This is a genomic window from Mycobacterium sp. SMC-13 (assembly GCF_045311035.1).
Classification (GTDB): domain Bacteria; phylum Actinomycetota; class Actinomycetes; order Mycobacteriales; family Mycobacteriaceae; genus Mycobacterium.
Genome location: NZ_JBJIAI010000009.1, coordinates 126,257 through 144,790, shown reverse-complemented (window position 1 = coordinate 144,790; position 18,534 = coordinate 126,257). Strand labels below are relative to the sequence as shown.

Sequence of the window (18,534 nt, the reverse complement as noted above, 5' to 3'; positions counted from 1 at the left end):
GGAGCGTCACATGGCGGCACCCAACATCCCAGCGGGATTCGACTTCACCGACCCCGACATCTACGCGCAGCGGCTGCCGGTCACGGAGCTGGCCGAACTGCGCCACGTCGCGCCGATCTGGTGGAACGAACAGCCCATGGGCAAGGGTGGCTTCGACGACGGTGGCTACTGGGTGGTGACGCGGCACAAAGACGTCAAGGAGGTGTCGCGCCGCAGCGACGTGTTCTCCAGCCAGGTGAAGACGGCCATCCCGCGGTACCAGGACGGCACTGTCACCGAGCAGATCGAGCGCGGCAAATTCGTGCTGCTCAACATGGACGCGCCACACCACACCCACCTGCGCAAGATCATCTCCCGCATGTTCACGCCGCGGGCCATCGAACTACTGCGCGACGAACTGAGCCGGCGCGCACAACAGATCGTGCAGGAGGCAGCCACGCAGGGCTACGGCGATTTCGTCGAGCAGGTGTCGTGTGAGCTGCCGCTGCAGGCCATCGCCGGACTGATGGGCGTGCCGCAGGAAGACCGGAAGAAGCTGTTCCACTGGTCCAATCAGATGGTCGGCGACATGGACCCCGAATTCGCCGGCAATGACGCCATCACGGCGTCGGTCGAACTGATCATGTATGGCATGGCCATGGCCGCCGACCGGGGCGCCAACCCGCGCGACGATCTGGTGACCCGGCTGGTGCAGGCCGACGTCGAGGGACACAAGCTCTCGGACGACGAGTTCGGATTCTTCGTCATCCTGCTGGCGGTGGCGGGCAATGAGACGACCCGCAACACCATCACGCAGGGCATGATGGCCTTCGCCGAGCACCCGGACCAGTGGGAACTGTTCAAGCGCGAACGCCCGGCGACGGCAGCCGACGAGATCGTCCGCTGGGCGACGCCGGTCACCTCGTTCCAGCGCACCGCGACGCAGGACACCGAACTCAGCGGAGTGCCGATCAAGAAGGGCCAGCGGGTGGTGATGTTCTACCGGTCGGCCAACTTCGATGAAGAGGTGTTCGACGACCCGTACACGTTCAACATCATGCGTGATCCGAACCCGCACGTCGGCTTCGGCGGGACCGGCGCCCACTACTGCATCGGGGCGAACCTGGCCCGCATGACGATCGACCTGATGTTCAACGCGATCGCCGACCACCTGCCGGACCTGCGTCCGCTCAGCGAGCCGGAGCGGCTGCGGTCCGGCTGGCTGAACGGCATCAAGCACTGGCAGGTCGACTACACCGGCGCTAACGCGAAACCAGCTGTCGCGCAGTGATCTTGGGCCCGCCCGGATAGTCGAGCAGGGACTGCCAGTAGTCGTCGGACAGCTCCTCGCCGGAGCGCAGCACCATGGCGAGGCCCGTCGCCATCGCGACACCGAGCAGGCCCAGCCACAAGCCGGTGACGGCGATGACCACCCACAGCACGGTCGTCAGCACGGGCCAGGGCGACACCAGCATCAACACCGGCGCGAAGAAGAATCCGGTACCGACGTACCACGCCGATCCGGTTCGGTCGGCCGCCATGACGGCACGCAGCCACACTGGCGGGGACTGCGGCGGTGGTTGGGTTGTGTGGTTCGTGCGCATGATTCGAGGCTGTCCGCATCAGGTAATTGCCGCAATTACCTGACAGGTAGTCGCCACCGGGACGGCCAACCGCGACACTGGGATCGTGACCGCCGCCAGCGCTGCCCCGACACGATCGCCGCAACCTTTCGGAACGCTGATGCGGCAGTGGCGCCAGCGGCGGCGCATCAGCCAGCTCGACCTGGCGATCGAGGCCGACGTCTCGGCGCGCCATCTCAGTTTCATCGAGACCGGCCGATCGACGCCGAGCCGCGCCATGGTGCTCAAGCTCGGCAGCGTGCTCGATGTCCCTGCGCGAGAACAGAACCGGCTACTGCTGGCGGCGGGTCATGCGCCCGTGTTCGCCGAGCGGTCACTCGACGATCCGGAGATGAGCGCGGTACGCACCGGGATCGATCGCGTCCTCGCCGCATACGAACCGTTTCCGTGCCTGGCCGTCGACCACCTGTGGAACATCGTCGCCGCCAACGCCGGCATCGCCGTACTGCTCCAGGACGTCGCTCCGCGGTTGCTCGAATCGCCCAACGCGCTTCGCATCTCACTGCACCCAGACGGCCTGGCGCCCCGGATTCGCAATCTCGGCCAGTGGCGGCACCACGTGCTCGGCAGGCTGCGCCGCGAGGTTTCCGCCAGCGCGTCGGAGGAGCTCCACGACCTGCTGACCGAGATCGAGGCCTACCCCGGTGGCGACGTCGACTCGTCCGATCTCGGCGGGGTCGCGGTGCCGCTGGAGGTCGACGGCCCGGACGGCCGGGTACTGACCTTCATCAGCACCGTCACCACTTTCGGCACCGCGCTGGACCTCACGGCGGTGGAGTTGAGCATCGAAGCGTTCCTGCCCGCCGACGAGGTGACGGCGCAGGCGCTCAGGAGTTGATGATGATCGGGTCGCCGATGTTGACCTGGTTGTAGTACCACTGCGCGTTGTCGGTGCTCAGGTTGATGCAGCCGTGACTCACGTTCGAACTGCCTTGCTGCGCAACGGACCACGGCGCCGCGTGCACGTAGACGCCGCCCGAGGTCACCCGCACGGCGTAGTAGACCGTCAGCTTGTAGCCCTCGGGGTCGTTGAGCGGGATGCCGATGGTCCGCGAATCCATGACGACAGGATTCTCCTTCGACATCGCGGTGAACGACCCCACCGGTGTCGGATGCTTGGGCTTGCCCATGGACGCCGGCATCGTCTTCACGACCTGCCCGTCGATGCTCACCGTGAAGGTGTGCCCGCTGATGCTCGCGACACCGAGGGTGGCCGTGGCGGTCTCGAACGACTGCTTGACCCCGCCGACCGACACCATGATGGACGAGTGCGCCGGCCAGTACGTGCTGGGCGTGAACTGCATCTTGTTGTCCGCGGGCCACGAGAACGTCCCGGCGGGCGCCTTCGTCATCTTCGGCGACGAGAACTCGATGGTCCGCTCGGCGCGTCCCCGGTCTGCGACCGGCCGGCTGAACGTCACCGTGACGGGCATCCCGACACCGACGGCGGGGCCGCCACTCGGGCTGATCGTGGCGACCGGAAGGGACTCGGGCAACGCCGCGACAGCAGCACCCACGGAGCCGCTCAGCATCATCACCGCAGATGCGGCGACGGCCAGCGCATAACGCACAGTTTTGGGCAAGGGGTCCATCCTCCGGTCCGGGATACGTTCACTACATATCGTAGTTCGGCTCCGGACGTTACTTCGGTCAGCCGCACGCGCCCGGCCCGGCGAATGTGGAACGACCTGAGGATTTACTGCGGCGGGGCGGCGGGCTCGGCCGGCGCCGCGGCATCGGCAGGCGCCGGAACGGCCGGTGCCGGGCCGTCCGCCGGTACGGCGACCGCGACCGCGTTGGACGGCATCTCCACCGGCGGGATGTCCGTGGCGGAAGGTGGCACCTCGGCAGGCGGCAGGCCGTCGGGGTGCGCTGCCGGTTCGGGTTCGACGACGGGAGCCGCTTGCGGCTCGACCACCGGCGCATCGGACAGTGGCGCTTCGACGGGTGCCGACAGCTCGGCCGACGGCTCGGCGGCGGGCGCCACGTGCACCGTCGGCGGCTCGACCGGCGCGACGGCCTGCTCGGCGGCCGCGGGCCGCGGGCTCTTGGTGACCGACGTCGACGGAGCGCCGCGCGAGGGCAGGAACTGCAGCGTGACAGCCATCGACACCGATGCCACGAACGCCGTCGACCCGACGGCCAGCATGGTCAGGGGCAGCGCGGGCGAGCTCGGCACCTTCTCCCACCGCGACGAACCGCTCGACCGGTGCCGACCGGCGGGCGCGAACGCGGGTCGCTCGAACTCCTCCTCGAAAGCATCGAACGTCGGGTCCCAGCCGAAATCCTGTCCGGCCCATTCGTCGGGACGCGGCACGTCGCCGAAGTAGTACGGCTCCGACAGGTCCGAGTCGCCCGACCGCACCGACACCAGCGCCGCACCACGGGCGAGGGCCAGATCAGCTTCCTCCGGCGTGAACACCGGCACCGACAGCGCGTCCTGCAGCCCCGGCAGGATGGCCTCGAAGTTACCGGCGGAGCCGATCACCACCAGGGCCTCCGGCTGCCAGTCCGCGCGGGCGAACACCGCGCTGAGCCAGCTGGTGAGCCCCGCTCGCGAGCCGATGGAGTGGTTCACGGCCGTGTGGACGGCGCCGCTGGCCGCGTGCACGATCATGGTGATCGCAAATTCCGGCTCGATCGTGCACACGGCGGTGGTGCCACAGCCCAGCGCGTCGGCGATTCCGCGGACCACCGCCTCGTTCGCCTCCGGGAAGCGCACCGGCACCACATTGTCGAAACCGGACTCCGACAGCGACTGCATGAGCATCGAGGCTTCGGCGTCGGCGTCGTCGCTCCACGTCAGCCCGATCGACTTGAGCCGCAGCCCCCGCGTCGCCGCCAGGGCCTCGCTGCGCAGCACGGCCGCGGTGGCGTCGTCGGAGTTCATGATCTCCACGGCGTCGTGGTCCATGGTGAAACCGTCCACGTCATTGCCCTCGACCAGGACCAGGCCGATGGACGACGGAGTCATGGCCAACCCGAGCACCGCGTCCACGCAAACAACCCCTTCAGAAAAACGCATAACGGCGGCGCACGACCGGCGATGACGCGCGCTTCGGCGTGCGGGAACTATCCGGAATCGCGGTGAGACAAGCCACCCTTTGACCGGTGACTTTACCCGTAACCTGCGCCACAATGCACCCGTCCATAAGCCACCGACCTGCGGTGATTTGCCAGTTGGCCACGGCGCTGTGTTCAAACCGTTATCAGTATTTGCCATCTTCGCCGATGCTGCACGGCGTGGCCCGATTGTGCGCCGCACGTTGAAGGCCGGCCGGCGGAGGTATGCAGTGGCCTAGTTGTGACCTGTCGCTACTGCTTCCCGTGATGGGGCGGCGGGAGAATCGTCGACAAGACCAGCCAGGAGGTCAGCATCATGACGGCACCGCCACTCACCACACCGACTTCGGTGTCCCACGGCGAGGTGGGCGTTCATGTCCGCGGCCTCGGCTGCTCCTACGCCACCTGCACCTGCGGCTGGACCGCACGACCCCGGCACCTGCGGGCCTCTGCCGAGCAAGACGCCTGGGCACACTCCATCGAATCCGGCTGCGCGCTGGCCTTCCCGCTCGTCAACCGGTAGCGCTCAGCTGTCGCGGCCGCGGGCGACGTTGCGTCGTCGCCGGTTCCGGATACCCAGGATGACGGCCACGCCGGCTGCGATAACTGCCGCGGCGGCCAGTGGCCACGGCAGGCGGTACGCCCAGCCGGCGAGTTGCTGCTGGATCCGGCCGGCGACCGCGATCACCGGATCGGTCCCGACACTCCCCCGCAATCTCAACTCGTAGCCGCCGTAGTAGGCGACGTAGAGACCCGAAATCACCAGCAGGACACCGCCGATCATCGGTGCCCAGCGCGTCCAGCCCCGCAACCGGTCCGCAACCGCCGACCCGGACACCGCCGCGGTCACCGCCAGCACCCCGACGAGGGCCGCGAAGCCGGCGACGTAGGCGCCCAGATAGCCGGCCGACGCACCGATGTTCTTGTCCCGCAAGCCGATCCCGGTCACCGCCAGAAACGGGGCGATGGTGCAGGACACCGATACCAGCGCGTACGCGATGCCGTAACCGAACATCGACCCGAGCCGGGCGTCGGGTGCGCCGGCCGCCGCCGCCCCCGCCAACCGCAACGACAACAGGGGCCGGCCCAGCACCTGACCCACCCCGACTATCACCAGGACGACGCCGATCAGCAGCGTCGCCACCGGCAGGTATCGCTGCACCAGGTCGGCGACCGACACGGCCAGCACCCCGAACGCGGCGAAGACCGTCGCGAAACCGAGCGCCATCACGATGGTGGCGGTGACCGCACGGATCAGCGCCGGCGCGGGGCCGGTGCGGCCGCCCTGCGTGACCAGCGCCAGATAGCCGGGCAGCATCGCGAAACCGCACGGGTTCAGCGCGGCGACGACGCCCGCCACGAAGGCCAGCGACAGCCCGTTCACCTGGTCAATGCCGAAACCCGTTCGGCCAGTTCCGATTCCGGCATCGCCGACGTCGGATTGTTGACGAACGTCGAGGTGCCGTCGGCCCGGTAGAAGACATAGGCCGGCTGCCAGGGCACCTGGTAGCGCGCCCAGATGGACCCGTCGGCGTCGTTGATGGTCGGGAAGTTCAGTCCGTACTTGCCGGCGAAGGCGCTCATCGCGCCCGGGTCGGCGTGCGCCGCGATCCCGACGAACGCGACGTTCGGATTGGCCGCTGCCACCGCATGCACGCCGGGGGCCTCGGCGTTGCAGAACGGGCACCACGGCGTCCAGAACCACAGCACCGCCGGACGCCCGGCCAGGCTCGCGCCGTTGAACGTCCCACCGCTGAGCAGGGCGCCGGTGAATTGCAGCCGGTCGTCGGCGCGGGCTTTCGGGACGCTCACGCTCGTCAGGACCAGCAACATGAGCGCCGCGACGATCGTGACGGCCAGGCGCCAGACCGCGGTGTGCGGCAGTCGGTATGTCGACGGCGATGCGATGGTGACCATGGTCAGTACCTCCAGTTCAGCCGACCGGTATCAGGTACACGTACCCCGTACCGGACGAGTTCACCGCACGATGTTGCGCACCGGGCCAGGTCGTAACACAGTGGGTTATGACCGAACAGTGGATAACAGGATGCGCAGTGCAGCGGATCTCCTTCCGCGACGGACTGGTGCTGGACATGGAGGACTACAACGAGCTCGTCATCTCGGCACCGCTGGCCCTGACCCTGCCTGCCACCGAGACCGACCCGCAGGAGGTCGTCGCGATCAACCCGGCCGACGTGCGCAAGCAGGAACGGCCGTTGTTCGATTTCGCCGGCCAGAAGTGCACGCACGCCGAGTGGGATGACAACGGCAGCCTGCATCTGGCGTTCGCCGACGGACACCGCATCGACGTGCCCACCGACCAGGAGCACACCTCGTGGGAGCTCTACGGCAAGCACCACGGCTACGCCGCGTGCCTGCCCCACGGGCGGGTGCGGGTCGTCCGGCACGATCTGCCGGACGACGAGGCCGTCAACACCTGACCGCGCGGGCCGCTCACCCGAAGGTGTAGTCCTCCGGGTCGGCGTTCCGCGTCCAGGTCCAGTAGTCGACCAGCCGCCACGGGCTGAGCGTGTAGACGTCGCCGTCGGCGTTCTTGTAGAACGAGTGCTTGATGGACGGCTGCGACCACACCATGGTGCGCATCTCGGCCTGGCTGCGCTGCACCCAGTCGTCGAGCTTCTCGGGCCGCGGTTCCATCCACCGACCGTGACCGGCCAGCAGTAGGTCCAAACACTCTGAGATGTAACGCATCTGGCATTCCGAATGGAAGATCAGGCTGCCGCCACTGGCGAGGTTGGTGCCGGGACCGTACATGCAGAAGAAGTTCGGGAAGCCCGGGACCGTGATGCCGAGATATGCCGTGGGCCGTTCACCCCACTGCTCGGCCAGGACCCGGCCGTCGCGGCCGACGATGGTCATGGGCCACAGCACCTTTCCGGCGTGAAATCCGGTGGCGTACACGATCACATCGGCGGGATGTCGCTGCCCGTCGGCCGTCACGACGGCGTCGTGCTCGATGCGCGCGATGGGCGTGCGGATGAGTTCGACGTGGTCCTGAGTCAGCGTCTGGAGCCAGCTGCCGTTGTCCTGCAATGTCCGCTTACCGGTCGCCGGATAGTCCGGGATGACCTTCGCCAGCAGGTCCGGATCGTCACCGATCTGGCCTTTGATCCACTCGGTGAACATGATTCGGGTGACGTCGTTGATCTCACTGACCGCGCGCCCCTGGTCCGGGTAGTCCGGGTCGACGCGGGCCGCGGCCAGGCCCTTGTCGCAGCCGGGCCAGAACAGCAGGAAGCGGTACCAGCGTCCGTAGAACGGCAGGTGCTTCAGTGCCCACTTGACGCCGTCGCCGACCATGGCGTGGTAGTTGGGGTTGGGGAACATCCATTGCGCGGTTCGCTGAAAGATATTGAGCGAAGCCACTTTTCCGGCGATCGACGGCGCTATCTGAAAGCCGCTGGCACCGGCGCCGACCATCGCGACATGCTTGCCGGTGAGGTCGACGTCGTGATCCCACTGCGCCGAATGGAATGACGGGCCCGCGAAGTCGGCGCGCCCCGAGATGGGCGGCAGATAAGGCCGATTGAGTTGCCCGACGGCGCTGATCACGGCGCGCGCCGAGACCGTGTCCGACGTGCCGTCCGCGTTGCGGACGGTGACCTGCCACAGCGCGGTCGCCTCATCACATCGTGCGCCGGTGACCTCGGTTTCGAACCGGACGTGCGGGCGGATGCCGTACTTGTCCAGGATGCCTTCGAAATAGGCTTGCAGTTCCGGCTGTTCGGCGAAGAACTGCGTCCAGTGGTCGCTGGGTTCAAAGCTGTAGCAGTAGAAGTGGTTTCCGACATCGACGCGGGCGCCGGGATAGCTGTTGTGCCACCACGTGCCGCCGACGCCGGGGGCACGTTCGATGATGGTGAACGGAATCCCCGCCTCTTTCAGGCGGATACCGGCCAGCAGTCCCGATTCGCCGCAGCCGATGACGAGCACGGGAAAGTCGGCCGCCGATTCGGCGTCGCGACCCGCCGCGCCGGCGCGGACATCGGTTCCGTCGAGCTCCATCTCCTCCAGCACCATCGGCACGTACTCATCCGGCACCGGTTCGCAGACCAGCCACTCCATCATCTCCTTGAGCAACTCCGCGCCGATCGGTTCCGGCTCGGGGCAGCCGCGGTCGCGGTAGTCGGCGATGATCTTCAGCGCCAGGGTGCGGACCGTGGCCTTGTCGTCCTCGGACATGTAGCCCTGGACCTCGTTGAGGAACAGCCCGGCAGGGCGCAGGGCACCGCGGATCAGCTCCGGATCACCGGACATGTGCACCAGCGACAGCATCAGCGTGGGGATGCTGACGTCCAGCAGCGCACGGGCGATGTCCTCGTCGGAGGTCGTAAACGGTTGTCCTGCATGTGGGTTGCGCACCAGAAGGTGCTATCACGTCCGGCGGATTCTTCGCAGCCGATTCTCCCGCCATGCGGTACGACGGGGCTCTACGCTCCGAAGATGGCCATCGCGTTACTCGACAACGGCGCACCGCCGGCGGACCTCGCACTGTCGGACATCGATCTCGGTTCGGTCCGGTTCTGGGGCCGGAACGACTGGTTCCGCGACGGTGCGTTCGCCACGCTGCGGCGCGAAGCACCGATATCCTTCCACGGCGAACTGGCCCAGGAGGGGTTCGAGACGGGTCCCGGCCATTGGGCGTTGACGCGCTACGACGACGTCTTCTTCGCCAGCCGCCACCCGCACATCTTCAGCTCCGCCGACGGCATCACCATCCCGGAGCAGACGCCGGAACTGGCCGAGTATTTCGGCTCGATGATCGTTATGGACGACCCGCGGCACACGCGGCTGCGCAACATCGTGCGCAGCGCGTTCACCCCGAAAGTGGTGGCGCGGACGGAAGCGTCGGTGCGCAACCGGGCCCGCAGCCTGGTCGAGTCCATGATCCAGCGTCATCCCGACGGCCACGGCGACATCGTCGCCGACCTCGCAGGTCCCCTGCCGTTGCAGATCATCTGCGACATGATGGGCATCCCGGACCAGGATCACGAGCGGATCTTCCACTGGACCAACATCATTCTCGGATTCGGCGATCCCGATCTGACGACCGACTACGAGGAGTTCTTCCGGTGCGCCATGGACATCGGCGCCTACGCCACGGCACTGGCCGACGACCGGCGCGTCAACCCGCACGACGACCTGACCACCGCCCTGGTGCAGGCCGAGGTCGACGGCGAACGCCTCACGTCGAGCGAGGTGGCGTCGTTCTTCATCCTGCTGGTGGTCGCGGGGAACGAGACCACGCGTAACGCGATCAGCCACGGGGTGCTGACGCTCAGCCGGTTCCCTGAACAGCGCCAACAGTGGTGGGCCGACTACGACGCGGTGGCACCCACCGCCGTCGAGGAGATCATCCGCTGGGCCTCCCCCGTCGCTTACATGCGCCGGACCCTGACGCAGGACTTCGAGCTGAGCGGCGTGAAAATGCAAGCCGGGCAGAAGGTCACGTTGTGGTACGGCTCGGCCAACCGGGACGAGGCGAAATTCGACCGGCCCTGGCTTTTCGACGTACACCGGAACCCCAATCCGCACTTGGGCTTCGGCGGTGGTGGCGCACACTTCTGCCTGGGCGCGAATCTGGCCCGTCGCGAGATCGCCGTGGCGTTCGAGGAGATTCACCGCCGCGTACCCGACCTGACGGCCACCGACGAGCCCGACCGGTTGTGGTCGCAGTTCATCCACGGCATCAAGCGCCTGCCGGTCAGCTGGACACCCCCGCGCTGACCGGTTACTGGACGATCAGGACACCGACCATCCCCGGGTGGTACACGCAGAAGTACGGGTAGCGGCCCGGCGTGGTGGGTGCGGTGAACGTCGCCTGCGCGTTGCCGCCGACCTTGACGTCGAACTGCCCCTTCACCTTTGACGTCACGGTATGCGCGACATCGTCACTGTTGACGACGGTGATCTTTGCGCCGGGAGGCACGGTGAGCGGGTCGCCGAAGTTGAGCGCGGTGATGGTGATTGCCGGTCCCTGCACCGGGCCGGTCACCGGCACCGCGCTGGTCGTCGGAGTGCTGTTCGGCGCCGGGACCGGAGCCGAACACGCGGCGGTCACCGCGGTGGCGACTGCCGCGGCAACCACGAGCGCCGCCGGGACGCGTCTCGTCGTCATGCCAGGTACCTCTGCAGCCAGGACTGCGTCTGCGCCCAGGCGTCGGCGGCCGCGGTGGGGTTGTACCGCTGGCCCGAGTCGTTGAAGAACGCATGATCGGCGTCGGGCTCCACGACGATCTGATGAACCATGCCGGCCTGCTCGAGCGCGGCTGCCGCCGCGTCCTTGCTCGCCGTCACGCGCGCGTCCTTGGCGCCGTAAAAGGCCAGCACCGCAGCCTGTTTCGAGCCGACGAAGTCGTGCGGGTCGGGCAGCGGACCGTAGAACGGCAACGCCGCCGAGAGCCTCGGCTCGCCGGCGGCCAGGAGCTGCCACGTGAGCCCACCGCCGAAGCAGAATCCGAGCACCGCGAGTTTCCCGCCGGGCGTCCGCCGCTGCAGTTCGTCGAGCCCGGACCGCAGGTCGGCGACGAACTGGTCGGGCGGAATCTTGCCCAGCGCCGCGGTGGCCTCGGCCGGATCGGCGAAGGCCGCGGTGCCGCCCTGCGCCGACAACAGGTCGATGCCCAGCGCCGAGTACCCGATACCGCCGAGGCGGCCGACGACCGACCGCACCCAATCGTTCAGGCCTTTGTTCTCGTGGATCACCAGGACGCCGCCGCGTGGCTGGGCGGCCGCGGCCCACGATCCCTGCAGCTTGCCGTCGGCCCAGGTGATGGGCGCGGGCTGGATGGCGTTCTCCATACCGGGCGGTGGGCCGGGCTCGGTCGACGGCTTGCCCGACGTCGGGCTCGACGTGGTGGCCGCAGTGGGGCTCCGATTCTCACCGCAGGCCGCGATCAGCGCACTGGCGGCCACAGTACCCACGCCCAGGAGCGCGAGCCTGCGCAGCGCCTCACGACGGGACAGCAATCCGTCGACGTGGTCGGTGGCGATTTCCTCGGCGATGTACCGCTGCAAGGGGGTCACCCGAGCCAGTATCCGCCCTGATCCTGAGCGACGTCACAAGGTTTCCCCAGGACGAGTAGACATTTTCTAGAATGTGTTCACTTTTTCATTGACATGGGCCTGAGCGGCACGCTTCTATAGTTAGGTGACCTCTGCAACGACGTTCGACACGATCATCCGCAATGGCCGTTGGTTCGACGGAACCGGCGCGCCTTCCGCGGTCCGGGACATCGGAATCCGCGCTGGACACGTCGTGGCGATCGGCGTGGACCTCGACGACACCGGATGCCCGAACGTCGTCGATGCCACCGGCAAATGGGTGACGCCGGGCCTGCTGGACATCCACACGCACTACGACGTCGAGGTACTGGCCGGCCCCGGCCTGGCCGAGTCGCTGCGGCACGGCGTGACCACCGTGATGCTCGGCTCCTGCTCGCTGTCCACGGTGCATGTCGGCGGTGAAGACGCCGGTGACCTGTTCGGCCGGGTGGAGGCCATCCCGCGCGACCACGTCATCACCGCCGTCGACGAGAACAAGACCTGGGACACCGCAGAGGGTTACGTCAACGCACTCGAGGACCGGCCGCTGGGGCCGAACGTGGCCGCGTTCATCGGCCACTCCGACATGCGCACCGCCGTCATGGGCCTGGACCGCGCCACCCGCAAGGACGTCCGGCCCACCCGCGGCGAGCAGGCCGAGATGGAACAGATGCTGGCGGCCGCGCTGCAGGCCGGGTTCGTCGGAATGTCTTCGCAGCAACTGCTTTTCGACAAGATCGACGGCGACACCTGCCGGTCACGCACGCTGCCGTCCACCTACGCCAAGGCTCGCGAGCTCCGCCGGCTGAAGACGCAGCTGCGCCGCTCGGGCCGCATCCTGCAGTCGGGCCCGGACCTGCAGAACCCGCTGAACCTGGTGTCGCAGTTGGCCCAGTCGCTGGGTCTGTTCCGCGAGAACCTCAAGACGAGCCTGCTGTCGGCCGCCGACATCAAGGCCAACCCGTACGCCATCACCATCATGGGGCCGGTCGCGAGGCTGGTGAACAAGCTCGGCGGCAACTTCCGGTGGCAGCACCTGCCCGTACCGTTCGAGGTGTACGCCGACGGTATCGACCTCGTGGTGTTCGAGGAATTCGGTTCAGGCGCAGCGGCTCTGCACCTGCGCGACGAGGTCGAGCGCAACGACCTCATGCGCGATGACGAGTACCGCCGCCAGTTCCGCAAGGATTACGAGAACAAGTTCGGCGTGCGGGTGTGGCACCGCGACTTCTTCGACGCCGAGATCGTCGGCTGCCCCGACGCATCCCTCGTCGGCAAGACCTTCGGTCAGGTCGGCGTCGACCGCGGGCTGCATCCGGTGGACGCCTTCCTCGACCTGGTACTCGAATACGGCCGCGATGTCCGTTGGCGCACAACGATTTCCAACCACCGCCCCGAGGTGCTCAAGAAACTGGCGCGCGACCCCGGCATCCAGCTCGGCTTCTCCGACGCCGGTGCGCACCTGCGGAACATGGCTTTCTACAACATGGGCCTGCGCCTGCTGCGGCACGTGCGCGACGCCGAGCGCGCCGGTACGCCCTTCCTGACCGTCGAGCAGGCCGTGCACCGGCTGACCGGCGAACTCGCCGACTGGTACCGCCTGGACGCCGGACATCTGCGCGTCGGTGACCGCGCCGACCTCGTCGTCATCGACCCGGAGCGGCTGGACGATTCGCTCGATGCCTACGCCGAGGAGCCCGTCGCGCAGTACGGCGGACTGTCCCGCATGGTCAACCGCAACGACGCCACCGTCGCCGCGGTGTTCGTCGGTGGCCAGCAGGTCGTCCGCGACGGGGTGCCGACCGACCTGGTCGGCACCACCCGCACCGGCCGCTTCCTGCGGTTCGCCCGTCAGACCCCCGCCCTGCCCGTCGCCAAGGAAGGTGAGTTCGCCAGTGTCGGTTGAGGATACGGTCCACGGATTGTGGCAGGCGCTGTCGGCGCGGGACTGGGAGCGACTGAAGGATTTCGTGTCCGACGACTGCATCTACCTGGACATGCCGGTCGGCCCGGCCGCGGCCGCACGCGGGCCCGAAGACATCGTCAAGCGGCTCAAGATCGGCCTGGAGCCGCTGGCCTCGTACGAGAACTTCGACGGCCTGCTGCTGACCAACGGCGCCGACGCCATGTACGAGCATCACGAGGAATGGCATTGGGAGACCGGCGAATCCGCGATCCTCAAGTTCGTCACCGTGCACCGCGTCGAGAACGGCAAGGTGACGCTGTGGAAGGACTACTGGGACATGGGTGCGCTGTCGAACTTCGCGCCGCCGTCCTGGCTGGAGAATTTCGCGACCGCTGACATGTCGTGGATCTTCGACGCGACCGGTCTGGTCTAGACCCCTCTCAGAGGGTGATCTTGCAGGCCTGACCGATGTCGAGGGTCCGCAGCATGCGGCCCATGCCGAGCCACATGGCGCACGAGAGCGCCAGGTCGGTCATCAGCTCGTCGCTGAAATGCTCTGCGGCACGGGCCCAGAAGTCCTCGTCGTCGCGCAGCCCGGTGTGGTCGGAAGCGAAACGGTGGGCGAACTCGGCGGCGATGCGCTCCTGTTCGGAGTAGCCGGGCCAGGTCTGCCACACGCCGGCGTGGTTGTAGAGGTCTTCGTCGACGCCCTCCGCCTCGGCCGCCGAATCGCGGGTGTTCTGGCACACCACGCACTCGTTGTCTAGGGCGATCACCACGCGGGCCAGTTCGCGCACACGCAGCGGCAGGCGGCCCTTGGTGTAGACGGCGTTGGTGAAACCGGCCATGGCCGTGCCGATGTCGGGCGACTTGACCACCCAGGCGGTTACGTCTTCGTCGGTGAAATCTCCGATTCGGCTCACTTTTCGCACGCTACGCCAAAACTGAAACAAGTTCTAGTTTTTCGGCGGACAAATTCCCGGCGAACGACAACGGCCCCGCCCCGAAGGGCGAGGCCGTGTTCGACCGGGACCGCCTATGACGGCGGGCGCGACACGCACTGTGCCGCGTAGAGCTGCTCGCCGAGCTTGTCCATGAGCTCCAGCTGCGTCTCCAGATAGTCGATGTGACCTTCCTCGTCGGCGAGGATGGCCTCGAAGATGTTCGCGCTCGTGGCATCACCCTTCTCGCGGCACATGATGATGCCCGGCTTCAGGCGGGTGACCACCTCGTACTCGATGGCCAGGTCGGCCTCGAACTGCTCGCGCAAGGTCTGCCCGATCCGCAGCGAGAACAGCCGCTGGTAATTGGGGAGGCCGTCCAGCAACAGGATGCGATCGGTGAGGGTTTCCGCATGGCGCATTTCCTCGAACGATTCTTCACGCGTGTGCTTCGCCAATTCCGTGAAGCCCCAGTTGTCCTGCATCTTCGAATGCAAGAAGTATTGATTGATCGCAGTGAGTTCACTCGTCAATTGCTCGTTGAGCAGTTTGAGGATCTCGGGGTCGCCTTGCATTTCGGCTCCTTTAAAACACCATCGGGCTGGGTCAAGTGTCACTGGCGCGGAACAACAACGTGCCTGTTCCAAACCTAGTCGAGTGACCCTTTGTCGGCGACCGGTTCGGCGGGTGTTTCGCCCCCGATTCGATCCCGAATCCCCGGTATCCAGATCCACGACTCCACTGCTGGCCAGCAGCTATGGACTGGCTGCCCTAAGTAAGGTTAGACTGCACTAACCCCCGCGGCGCCCGTCCGCGGACCCGAGCGACCCGGAATGGCAGGAGCCGATGAGCGAGCAACCGTTGCACTCGCTCATTCTTGCCGCTGATTTTCGTGTCGACGATGTGGAATCCATGTGGGAGCGGGTGAAATCGCATCGGTCGATTCTCACCGAGCTTTCCGCACACCACGTCGTCGTCTATTCATCACTGTGGGAACCGGGCCGGGTATTGGCCACCGTCGGAATTCGTAATGCAAATTCCGTCCGCGAAGTTCTGCGTTCGCCGGCGATATTCGAATTCTTCGATGCCTCGGGCGTGGACGACATCCCCGCGATCTTCGCCGGTGAAGTGGTCGAGAAGGTCGATATCGCCGAGCCCCCGCCGGGCCAGCATGCCGTCGCGTCCGTCGTCGTCGGCGTCGTGACCGCGGTCGAGGACGTCCCCGCCCTCATGGACAAGGTGCACGACGCCGCCGCCCGGTTCCGCGACGCCGGCGTGTGCAAGGTCTGGGTGTACCGGGCCTTCGACGACGGCCACGAGGTGCTGATCCTGCAGCAGATCGTGAACGAGACTGCCGCCCGGCGCTGGATCGATCACCCCGATGCCGCCGCCGAATGGATGTCGGCCGCCGGATTCGGCGTCTATCCAACGGTTTTCGTCGGGACCCTGGCGCACATCACGTCGATCGAGGCGGCCGGCTGATGTTCGTCTGCCTGTGTACCGGAGTGACGAGCCAGGTCGTCACCGAACTCGTCGAGGGTGGCGCGACCACGTCGAAGCAGATCGCCGAGAAATGCGGCGCCGGCCTGGACTGCGGCCGCTGCCGCCGTACCGTGCGGGCCATCATCGAAGCGGCCCGCACCGACTGTCCGGTGCACAAAGCGGGTTAGCGCTACCCCTTGCGCCCCACGAATGCGCTCAGCGCATCGGCATTGGCGGCCCCACCGAGCAACTCGGCGAACTGACCGGACTCGCGCTGCGTTGCCGCGACGATCGCGTCGCGCGTCGGCTCGACCATCGCGTGCTTGACGGCCATGAGACTCGAAAGCGGACGCGAGGCAATGATTTCCGCATGACGACGGGCCTCCGGCAGCAGATCGTCGGGCTCACACACCCGCCACACCAGGCCCATGCGCAGCGCTTCCTCGGCGCTCACCCATTCCGATGACAACAGCAGCCAGGCCGCGTTCTGCCGGCCCATCAACCGCGGCAGCAGATACGACGATGCCGCCTCCGACGCCACGCCCAGGCTGGTGAACGGGCATTTGAGCCGCGCCGTCGTCGACATGAACGCCAGATCGGCATAGCCGAGGATGGTGGTTCCGATACCCAGGCCGACGCCGTTCACCGCACAGATCAGCGGCTTCGGAAACGCCGTCAGCGCCTCGATCAGGCCCGGGAAGCCGTACTCCCCCATCTGATATTCGGGATTGTTGACCATCTCCTGCATCTCGACCAGATCGTTGCCGGCGCTGAAGGCCCGGCCGGCGCCGGTGAGCAGGACGACCGAGACCTCCGGATCGGCCGCGGCCTCCTTCAGCGCGATCGTCGTGGCGTCGTAGAGCGCTTCGCTGAACGCGTTGAGTGCGTCGGGCCGGTTGAGGGTCAGGGTCCGGACCCGGTTGGTGTCGTCGATCTGAACGAGCGCGGCGGGGTCGGTCACAGGTTGTCTCCAAACGGGTTGCGCATGATGTAGCGGCTGGTGGGCACGGTGTCGATGTTGACGTTGGCGCCGAAGGCCGACGTACTCGCGGCCATCTTTCCGGCGCGGTCGGCCAGATCGGCATCGTCGGCGGCGCCGAAGAAGGCGTGCAGACTCGTCGTCGCCTCGATGGGGAACAGCTCCTCGACGATCGCGCCGAGCTCCGGGGCGTCGGGCGTCAGCGAACGGACCACGGCGTTCTGCGTGTAGCCGAACGTGGACTGGGTGTCGATCGCGATCTGGGTGTGGTCGATGTGCCAGCGGCGGAACCACTCTCGCTCGTCGATGTCTTCGGGACGGCGCAGCAGCGCGATGTTCGCCAGGCCGGTGGTGCGCTCCCCGAGGACGATTGCCGGGCCGGCCAGCGGGACCGACTCGGTGACCAGATATGCGGCCAGTTCGGTGCATTCGGCCCGCAGTCGCTCCAGCGCGGCCGTCATCTGCGCGCCGTAGTACTGCTGCGTCCAGATGCTGATCACCGCGACCACCGGCGGGTCGAGCGTCGTCAGCAGCATCAGCGAGTCCCGGACGGCGCCGTCTTTGACGTTGACCGCCAATCCGGGCAACCCCAGCGCCAGCAATTCCCCGGCAACCTCGGTGCGCAGCCGCTCGCACCAGGCGTCGTCGGCGGTGTCACGCCGCAGCGTGACCATGACCTTCTCCATCGAATCTCCCCGTCAGTCCCGCGCCCAGCGCGGCGTGATGAACACGCCCTCGGCCTCCACCGTGATGCCCTCGGCATCGGCGATGTGCCCGACGGCGTAGGTCTTGATGCCCTCGGTCCGCACGATGCGGGCCTCGGCGTGCAGATCGCCGAGCCGCGTCATGCGCCGGTAGCGCATGGTGAGGGTGCCGGTGAGCCGCGGCTGTCCCGGCAGGCTCGCCCCCTCGCCGAGGACGTGGTCGAGGACCATCGCCGACACCCCGCCATGAACGTGGCCCGGCGGGCCCTCGTAGGCGGCGCCCAGATGGAAGTCGGCCGACACGCTGCCGTCGGCAGCCCGGATGAGGACGACGGGCGGCGCGATCGGGTTTCGAACCCCGATCACCGCATTGCCCCAGGGCATTTCACTGCCCTGCGCGCCGAACCTGATGCCGAACGAACCCTCGAGCTGCTGCGCGCGGAGCTGGGCGGTGGCGGCGTCGATCTCGGCCTGCACGGCGGCGATGGCCGCGGCTCCGACCTCTGTCCGGATGGTGGCATCGATGAGCTCGCGTACGGACTGCGTGAGCGGTTCGTAGACGGCTCGCATCCGCGCCACCTCGTCGGCGCTCAGCTTCTGCATGGTGTCCTCGAGCACCCTTGAACTAGAACACGTTCTAATCAGGCTGTCGAGGGTGGGGTCCCACTGCCTGCGCGCCAACAGTTTTCGCCGTGGCCACGGCGACTATCGGCAGGCGAACCACCGCCGCGGATCGCACTGGCCGTAGCAACCATGAAACATGGATGCAGCA

General features: G+C 67.2%; 22 protein-coding genes. 9 read left to right on the top strand and 13 right to left on the bottom strand.

What is annotated here, in order from left to right; translation table 11 throughout:
• Nucleotides 1-10: 10 nt before the first annotated feature.
• Entirely contained in the window at nt 11-1,270 is a 1,260-nt protein-coding gene (locus ACJH6I_RS15505) for a cytochrome P450 (RefSeq protein ID WP_226518495.1), read from the top strand.
• Here ACJH6I_RS15505 and ACJH6I_RS15500 read toward each other — a convergent pair.
• Nucleotides 1,242-1,583, bottom strand: a complete 342-nt coding sequence (locus ACJH6I_RS15500; RefSeq protein WP_226518496.1) for a hypothetical protein — start codon at nt 1,581-1,583, stop codon at nt 1,242-1,244. The two genes, ACJH6I_RS15505 and ACJH6I_RS15500, sit on opposite strands and share 29 nt — an antisense overlap.
• Nucleotides 1,584-1,722: 139 nt before the next feature.
• Between ACJH6I_RS15500 and ACJH6I_RS15495 the strand changes: the two genes are divergently transcribed.
• Entirely contained in the window at nt 1,723-2,460 is a 738-nt protein-coding gene (locus tag ACJH6I_RS15495) for a helix-turn-helix domain-containing protein (protein ID WP_226522171.1), read from the top strand.
• Here the strand turns inward: ACJH6I_RS15495 and ACJH6I_RS15490 are convergent.
• Complete coding sequence (locus tag ACJH6I_RS15490) at nt 2,450-3,214, bottom strand: L,D-transpeptidase family protein (protein WP_406774817.1); 765 nt, start codon at nt 3,212-3,214, stop codon at nt 2,450-2,452. The genes ACJH6I_RS15495 and ACJH6I_RS15490 overlap by 11 nt on opposite strands.
• A 104-nt stretch (nt 3,215-3,318) precedes the next feature.
• A complete protein-coding gene (locus tag ACJH6I_RS15485; protein ID WP_226518497.1) occupies nt 3,319-4,620 on the bottom strand; it encodes a hypothetical protein in 1,302 nt (433 codons plus the stop codon).
• Nucleotides 4,621-5,001: 381 nt separating this feature from the next.
• Between ACJH6I_RS15485 and ACJH6I_RS15480 the strand changes: the two genes are divergently transcribed.
• Entirely contained in the window at nt 5,002-5,208 is a 207-nt protein-coding gene (locus ACJH6I_RS15480) for a hypothetical protein (protein WP_226518498.1), read from the top strand.
• A 3-nt stretch (nt 5,209-5,211) separates the two neighbouring features.
• On the opposite strand, the gene ACJH6I_RS15475 is transcribed toward ACJH6I_RS15480, so the two are convergent.
• Together ACJH6I_RS15475 and ACJH6I_RS15470 are read right to left on the bottom strand one after the other, a co-directional pair.
• Nucleotides 5,212-6,069 carry a cytochrome c biogenesis CcdA family protein gene (locus ACJH6I_RS15475; protein WP_226518499.1) on the bottom strand — a complete coding sequence of 286 codons (858 nt, stop codon included), beginning with the start codon at nt 6,067-6,069 and terminating at the stop codon, nt 5,212-5,214.
• Nucleotides 6,066-6,518 carry a redoxin domain-containing protein gene (locus ACJH6I_RS15470; protein WP_064859373.1) on the bottom strand — a complete coding sequence of 151 codons (453 nt, stop codon included), beginning with the start codon at nt 6,516-6,518 and terminating at the stop codon, nt 6,066-6,068. The genes ACJH6I_RS15475 and ACJH6I_RS15470 overlap by 4 nt, the downstream gene beginning before the upstream one ends.
• 191 nt (nt 6,519-6,709) lie before the next feature.
• Between ACJH6I_RS15470 and ACJH6I_RS15465 the strand changes: the two genes are divergently transcribed.
• The gene (locus ACJH6I_RS15465) at nt 6,710-7,126 is read left to right on the top strand and encodes a DUF6188 family protein (protein ID WP_064859370.1); all 417 of its coding nucleotides are present in this window, start codon (nt 6,710-6,712) and stop codon (nt 7,124-7,126) included.
• A 13-nt stretch (nt 7,127-7,139) separates the two neighbouring features.
• Here the strand turns inward: ACJH6I_RS15465 and ACJH6I_RS15460 are convergent, their stop codons facing one another.
• The gene (locus tag ACJH6I_RS15460) at nt 7,140-9,068 is read right to left on the bottom strand and encodes a flavin-containing monooxygenase (protein WP_406784254.1); all 1,929 of its coding nucleotides are present in this window, start codon (nt 9,066-9,068) and stop codon (nt 7,140-7,142) included.
• Between the two features lie 81 nt (nt 9,069-9,149).
• Here ACJH6I_RS15460 and ACJH6I_RS15455 point away from each other — a divergent pair, with 81 nt between their 5' ends.
• Nucleotides 9,150-10,433 (top strand): cytochrome P450, encoded by a 1,284-nt coding sequence (locus ACJH6I_RS15455; protein ID WP_293019883.1) that lies wholly within the window; start codon nt 9,150-9,152, stop codon nt 10,431-10,433.
• 4 nt (nt 10,434-10,437) lie between these two features.
• Here ACJH6I_RS15455 and ACJH6I_RS15450 read toward each other — a convergent pair whose 3' ends face one another.
• Nucleotides 10,438-10,824 (bottom strand): cupredoxin domain-containing protein, encoded by a 387-nt coding sequence (locus ACJH6I_RS15450; RefSeq protein WP_406784253.1) that lies wholly within the window; start codon nt 10,822-10,824, stop codon nt 10,438-10,440.
• Nucleotides 10,821-11,732 (bottom strand): dienelactone hydrolase family protein, encoded by a 912-nt coding sequence (locus ACJH6I_RS15445; protein ID WP_406784252.1) that lies wholly within the window; start codon nt 11,730-11,732, stop codon nt 10,821-10,823. The genes ACJH6I_RS15450 and ACJH6I_RS15445 overlap by 4 nt, the downstream gene beginning before the upstream one ends.
• A gap of 124 nt (nt 11,733-11,856) precedes the next feature.
• Here ACJH6I_RS15445 and ACJH6I_RS15440 point away from each other — a divergent pair, with 124 nt between their 5' ends.
• The gene (locus ACJH6I_RS15440) at nt 11,857-13,656 is read left to right on the top strand and encodes an amidohydrolase family protein (RefSeq protein WP_406784251.1); all 1,800 of its coding nucleotides are present in this window, start codon (nt 11,857-11,859) and stop codon (nt 13,654-13,656) included.
• Nucleotides 13,646-14,089 carry a nuclear transport factor 2 family protein gene (locus ACJH6I_RS15435; protein ID WP_020100212.1) on the top strand — a complete coding sequence of 148 codons (444 nt, stop codon included), beginning with the start codon at nt 13,646-13,648 and terminating at the stop codon, nt 14,087-14,089. The genes ACJH6I_RS15440 and ACJH6I_RS15435 overlap by 11 nt, the downstream gene beginning before the upstream one ends.
• 7 nt (nt 14,090-14,096) lie before the next feature.
• Here the strand turns inward: ACJH6I_RS15435 and ACJH6I_RS15430 are convergent, their stop codons facing one another.
• Both ACJH6I_RS15430 and bfr read right to left on the bottom strand, forming a co-directional pair.
• Entirely contained in the window at nt 14,097-14,579 is a 483-nt protein-coding gene (locus tag ACJH6I_RS15430; RefSeq protein ID WP_346416214.1) for a carboxymuconolactone decarboxylase family protein, read from the bottom strand.
• 113 nt (nt 14,580-14,692) lie between these two features.
• On the bottom strand, nt 14,693-15,172 hold the full coding sequence (gene bfr, locus ACJH6I_RS15425; protein ID WP_346416215.1) for a bacterioferritin: 480 nt from the start codon (nt 15,170-15,172) through the stop codon (nt 14,693-14,695).
• 271 nt (nt 15,173-15,443) lie between these two features.
• On the opposite strand from bfr, the gene ACJH6I_RS15420 reads away from it, so the two are divergent.
• Together ACJH6I_RS15420 and ACJH6I_RS15415 are read left to right on the top strand one after the other, a co-directional pair.
• Entirely contained in the window at nt 15,444-16,079 is a 636-nt protein-coding gene (locus ACJH6I_RS15420) for a fatty-acid--CoA ligase (RefSeq protein ID WP_212811325.1), read from the top strand.
• Nucleotides 16,079-16,267 carry a bacterioferritin-associated ferredoxin gene (locus ACJH6I_RS15415; protein WP_020100208.1) on the top strand — a complete coding sequence of 63 codons (189 nt, stop codon included), beginning with the start codon at nt 16,079-16,081 and terminating at the stop codon, nt 16,265-16,267. Before ACJH6I_RS15420 ends, ACJH6I_RS15415 begins: the two co-directional genes overlap by 1 nt.
• Before the next feature lie 2 nt (nt 16,268-16,269).
• Here ACJH6I_RS15415 and ACJH6I_RS15410 read toward each other — a convergent pair whose 3' ends face one another.
• Genes ACJH6I_RS15410 through ACJH6I_RS15400 form a run of 3 tightly spaced genes read right to left on the bottom strand, consistent with a single transcriptional unit; the run spans nt 16,270 to nt 18,365 of the window.
• Complete coding sequence (locus tag ACJH6I_RS15410; protein ID WP_212811324.1) at nt 16,270-17,040, bottom strand: enoyl-CoA hydratase/isomerase family protein; 771 nt, start codon at nt 17,038-17,040, stop codon at nt 16,270-16,272.
• On the bottom strand, nt 17,037-17,744 hold the full coding sequence (locus tag ACJH6I_RS15405) for an EthD domain-containing protein (RefSeq protein WP_212811323.1): 708 nt from the start codon (nt 17,742-17,744) through the stop codon (nt 17,037-17,039). The genes ACJH6I_RS15410 and ACJH6I_RS15405 overlap by 4 nt, the downstream gene beginning before the upstream one ends.
• A gap of 12 nt (nt 17,745-17,756) precedes the next feature.
• The gene (locus ACJH6I_RS15400) at nt 17,757-18,365 is read right to left on the bottom strand and encodes a PaaI family thioesterase (RefSeq protein WP_371824572.1); all 609 of its coding nucleotides are present in this window, start codon (nt 18,363-18,365) and stop codon (nt 17,757-17,759) included.
• Between the last annotated feature and the right edge of the window lie 169 nt (nt 18,366-18,534).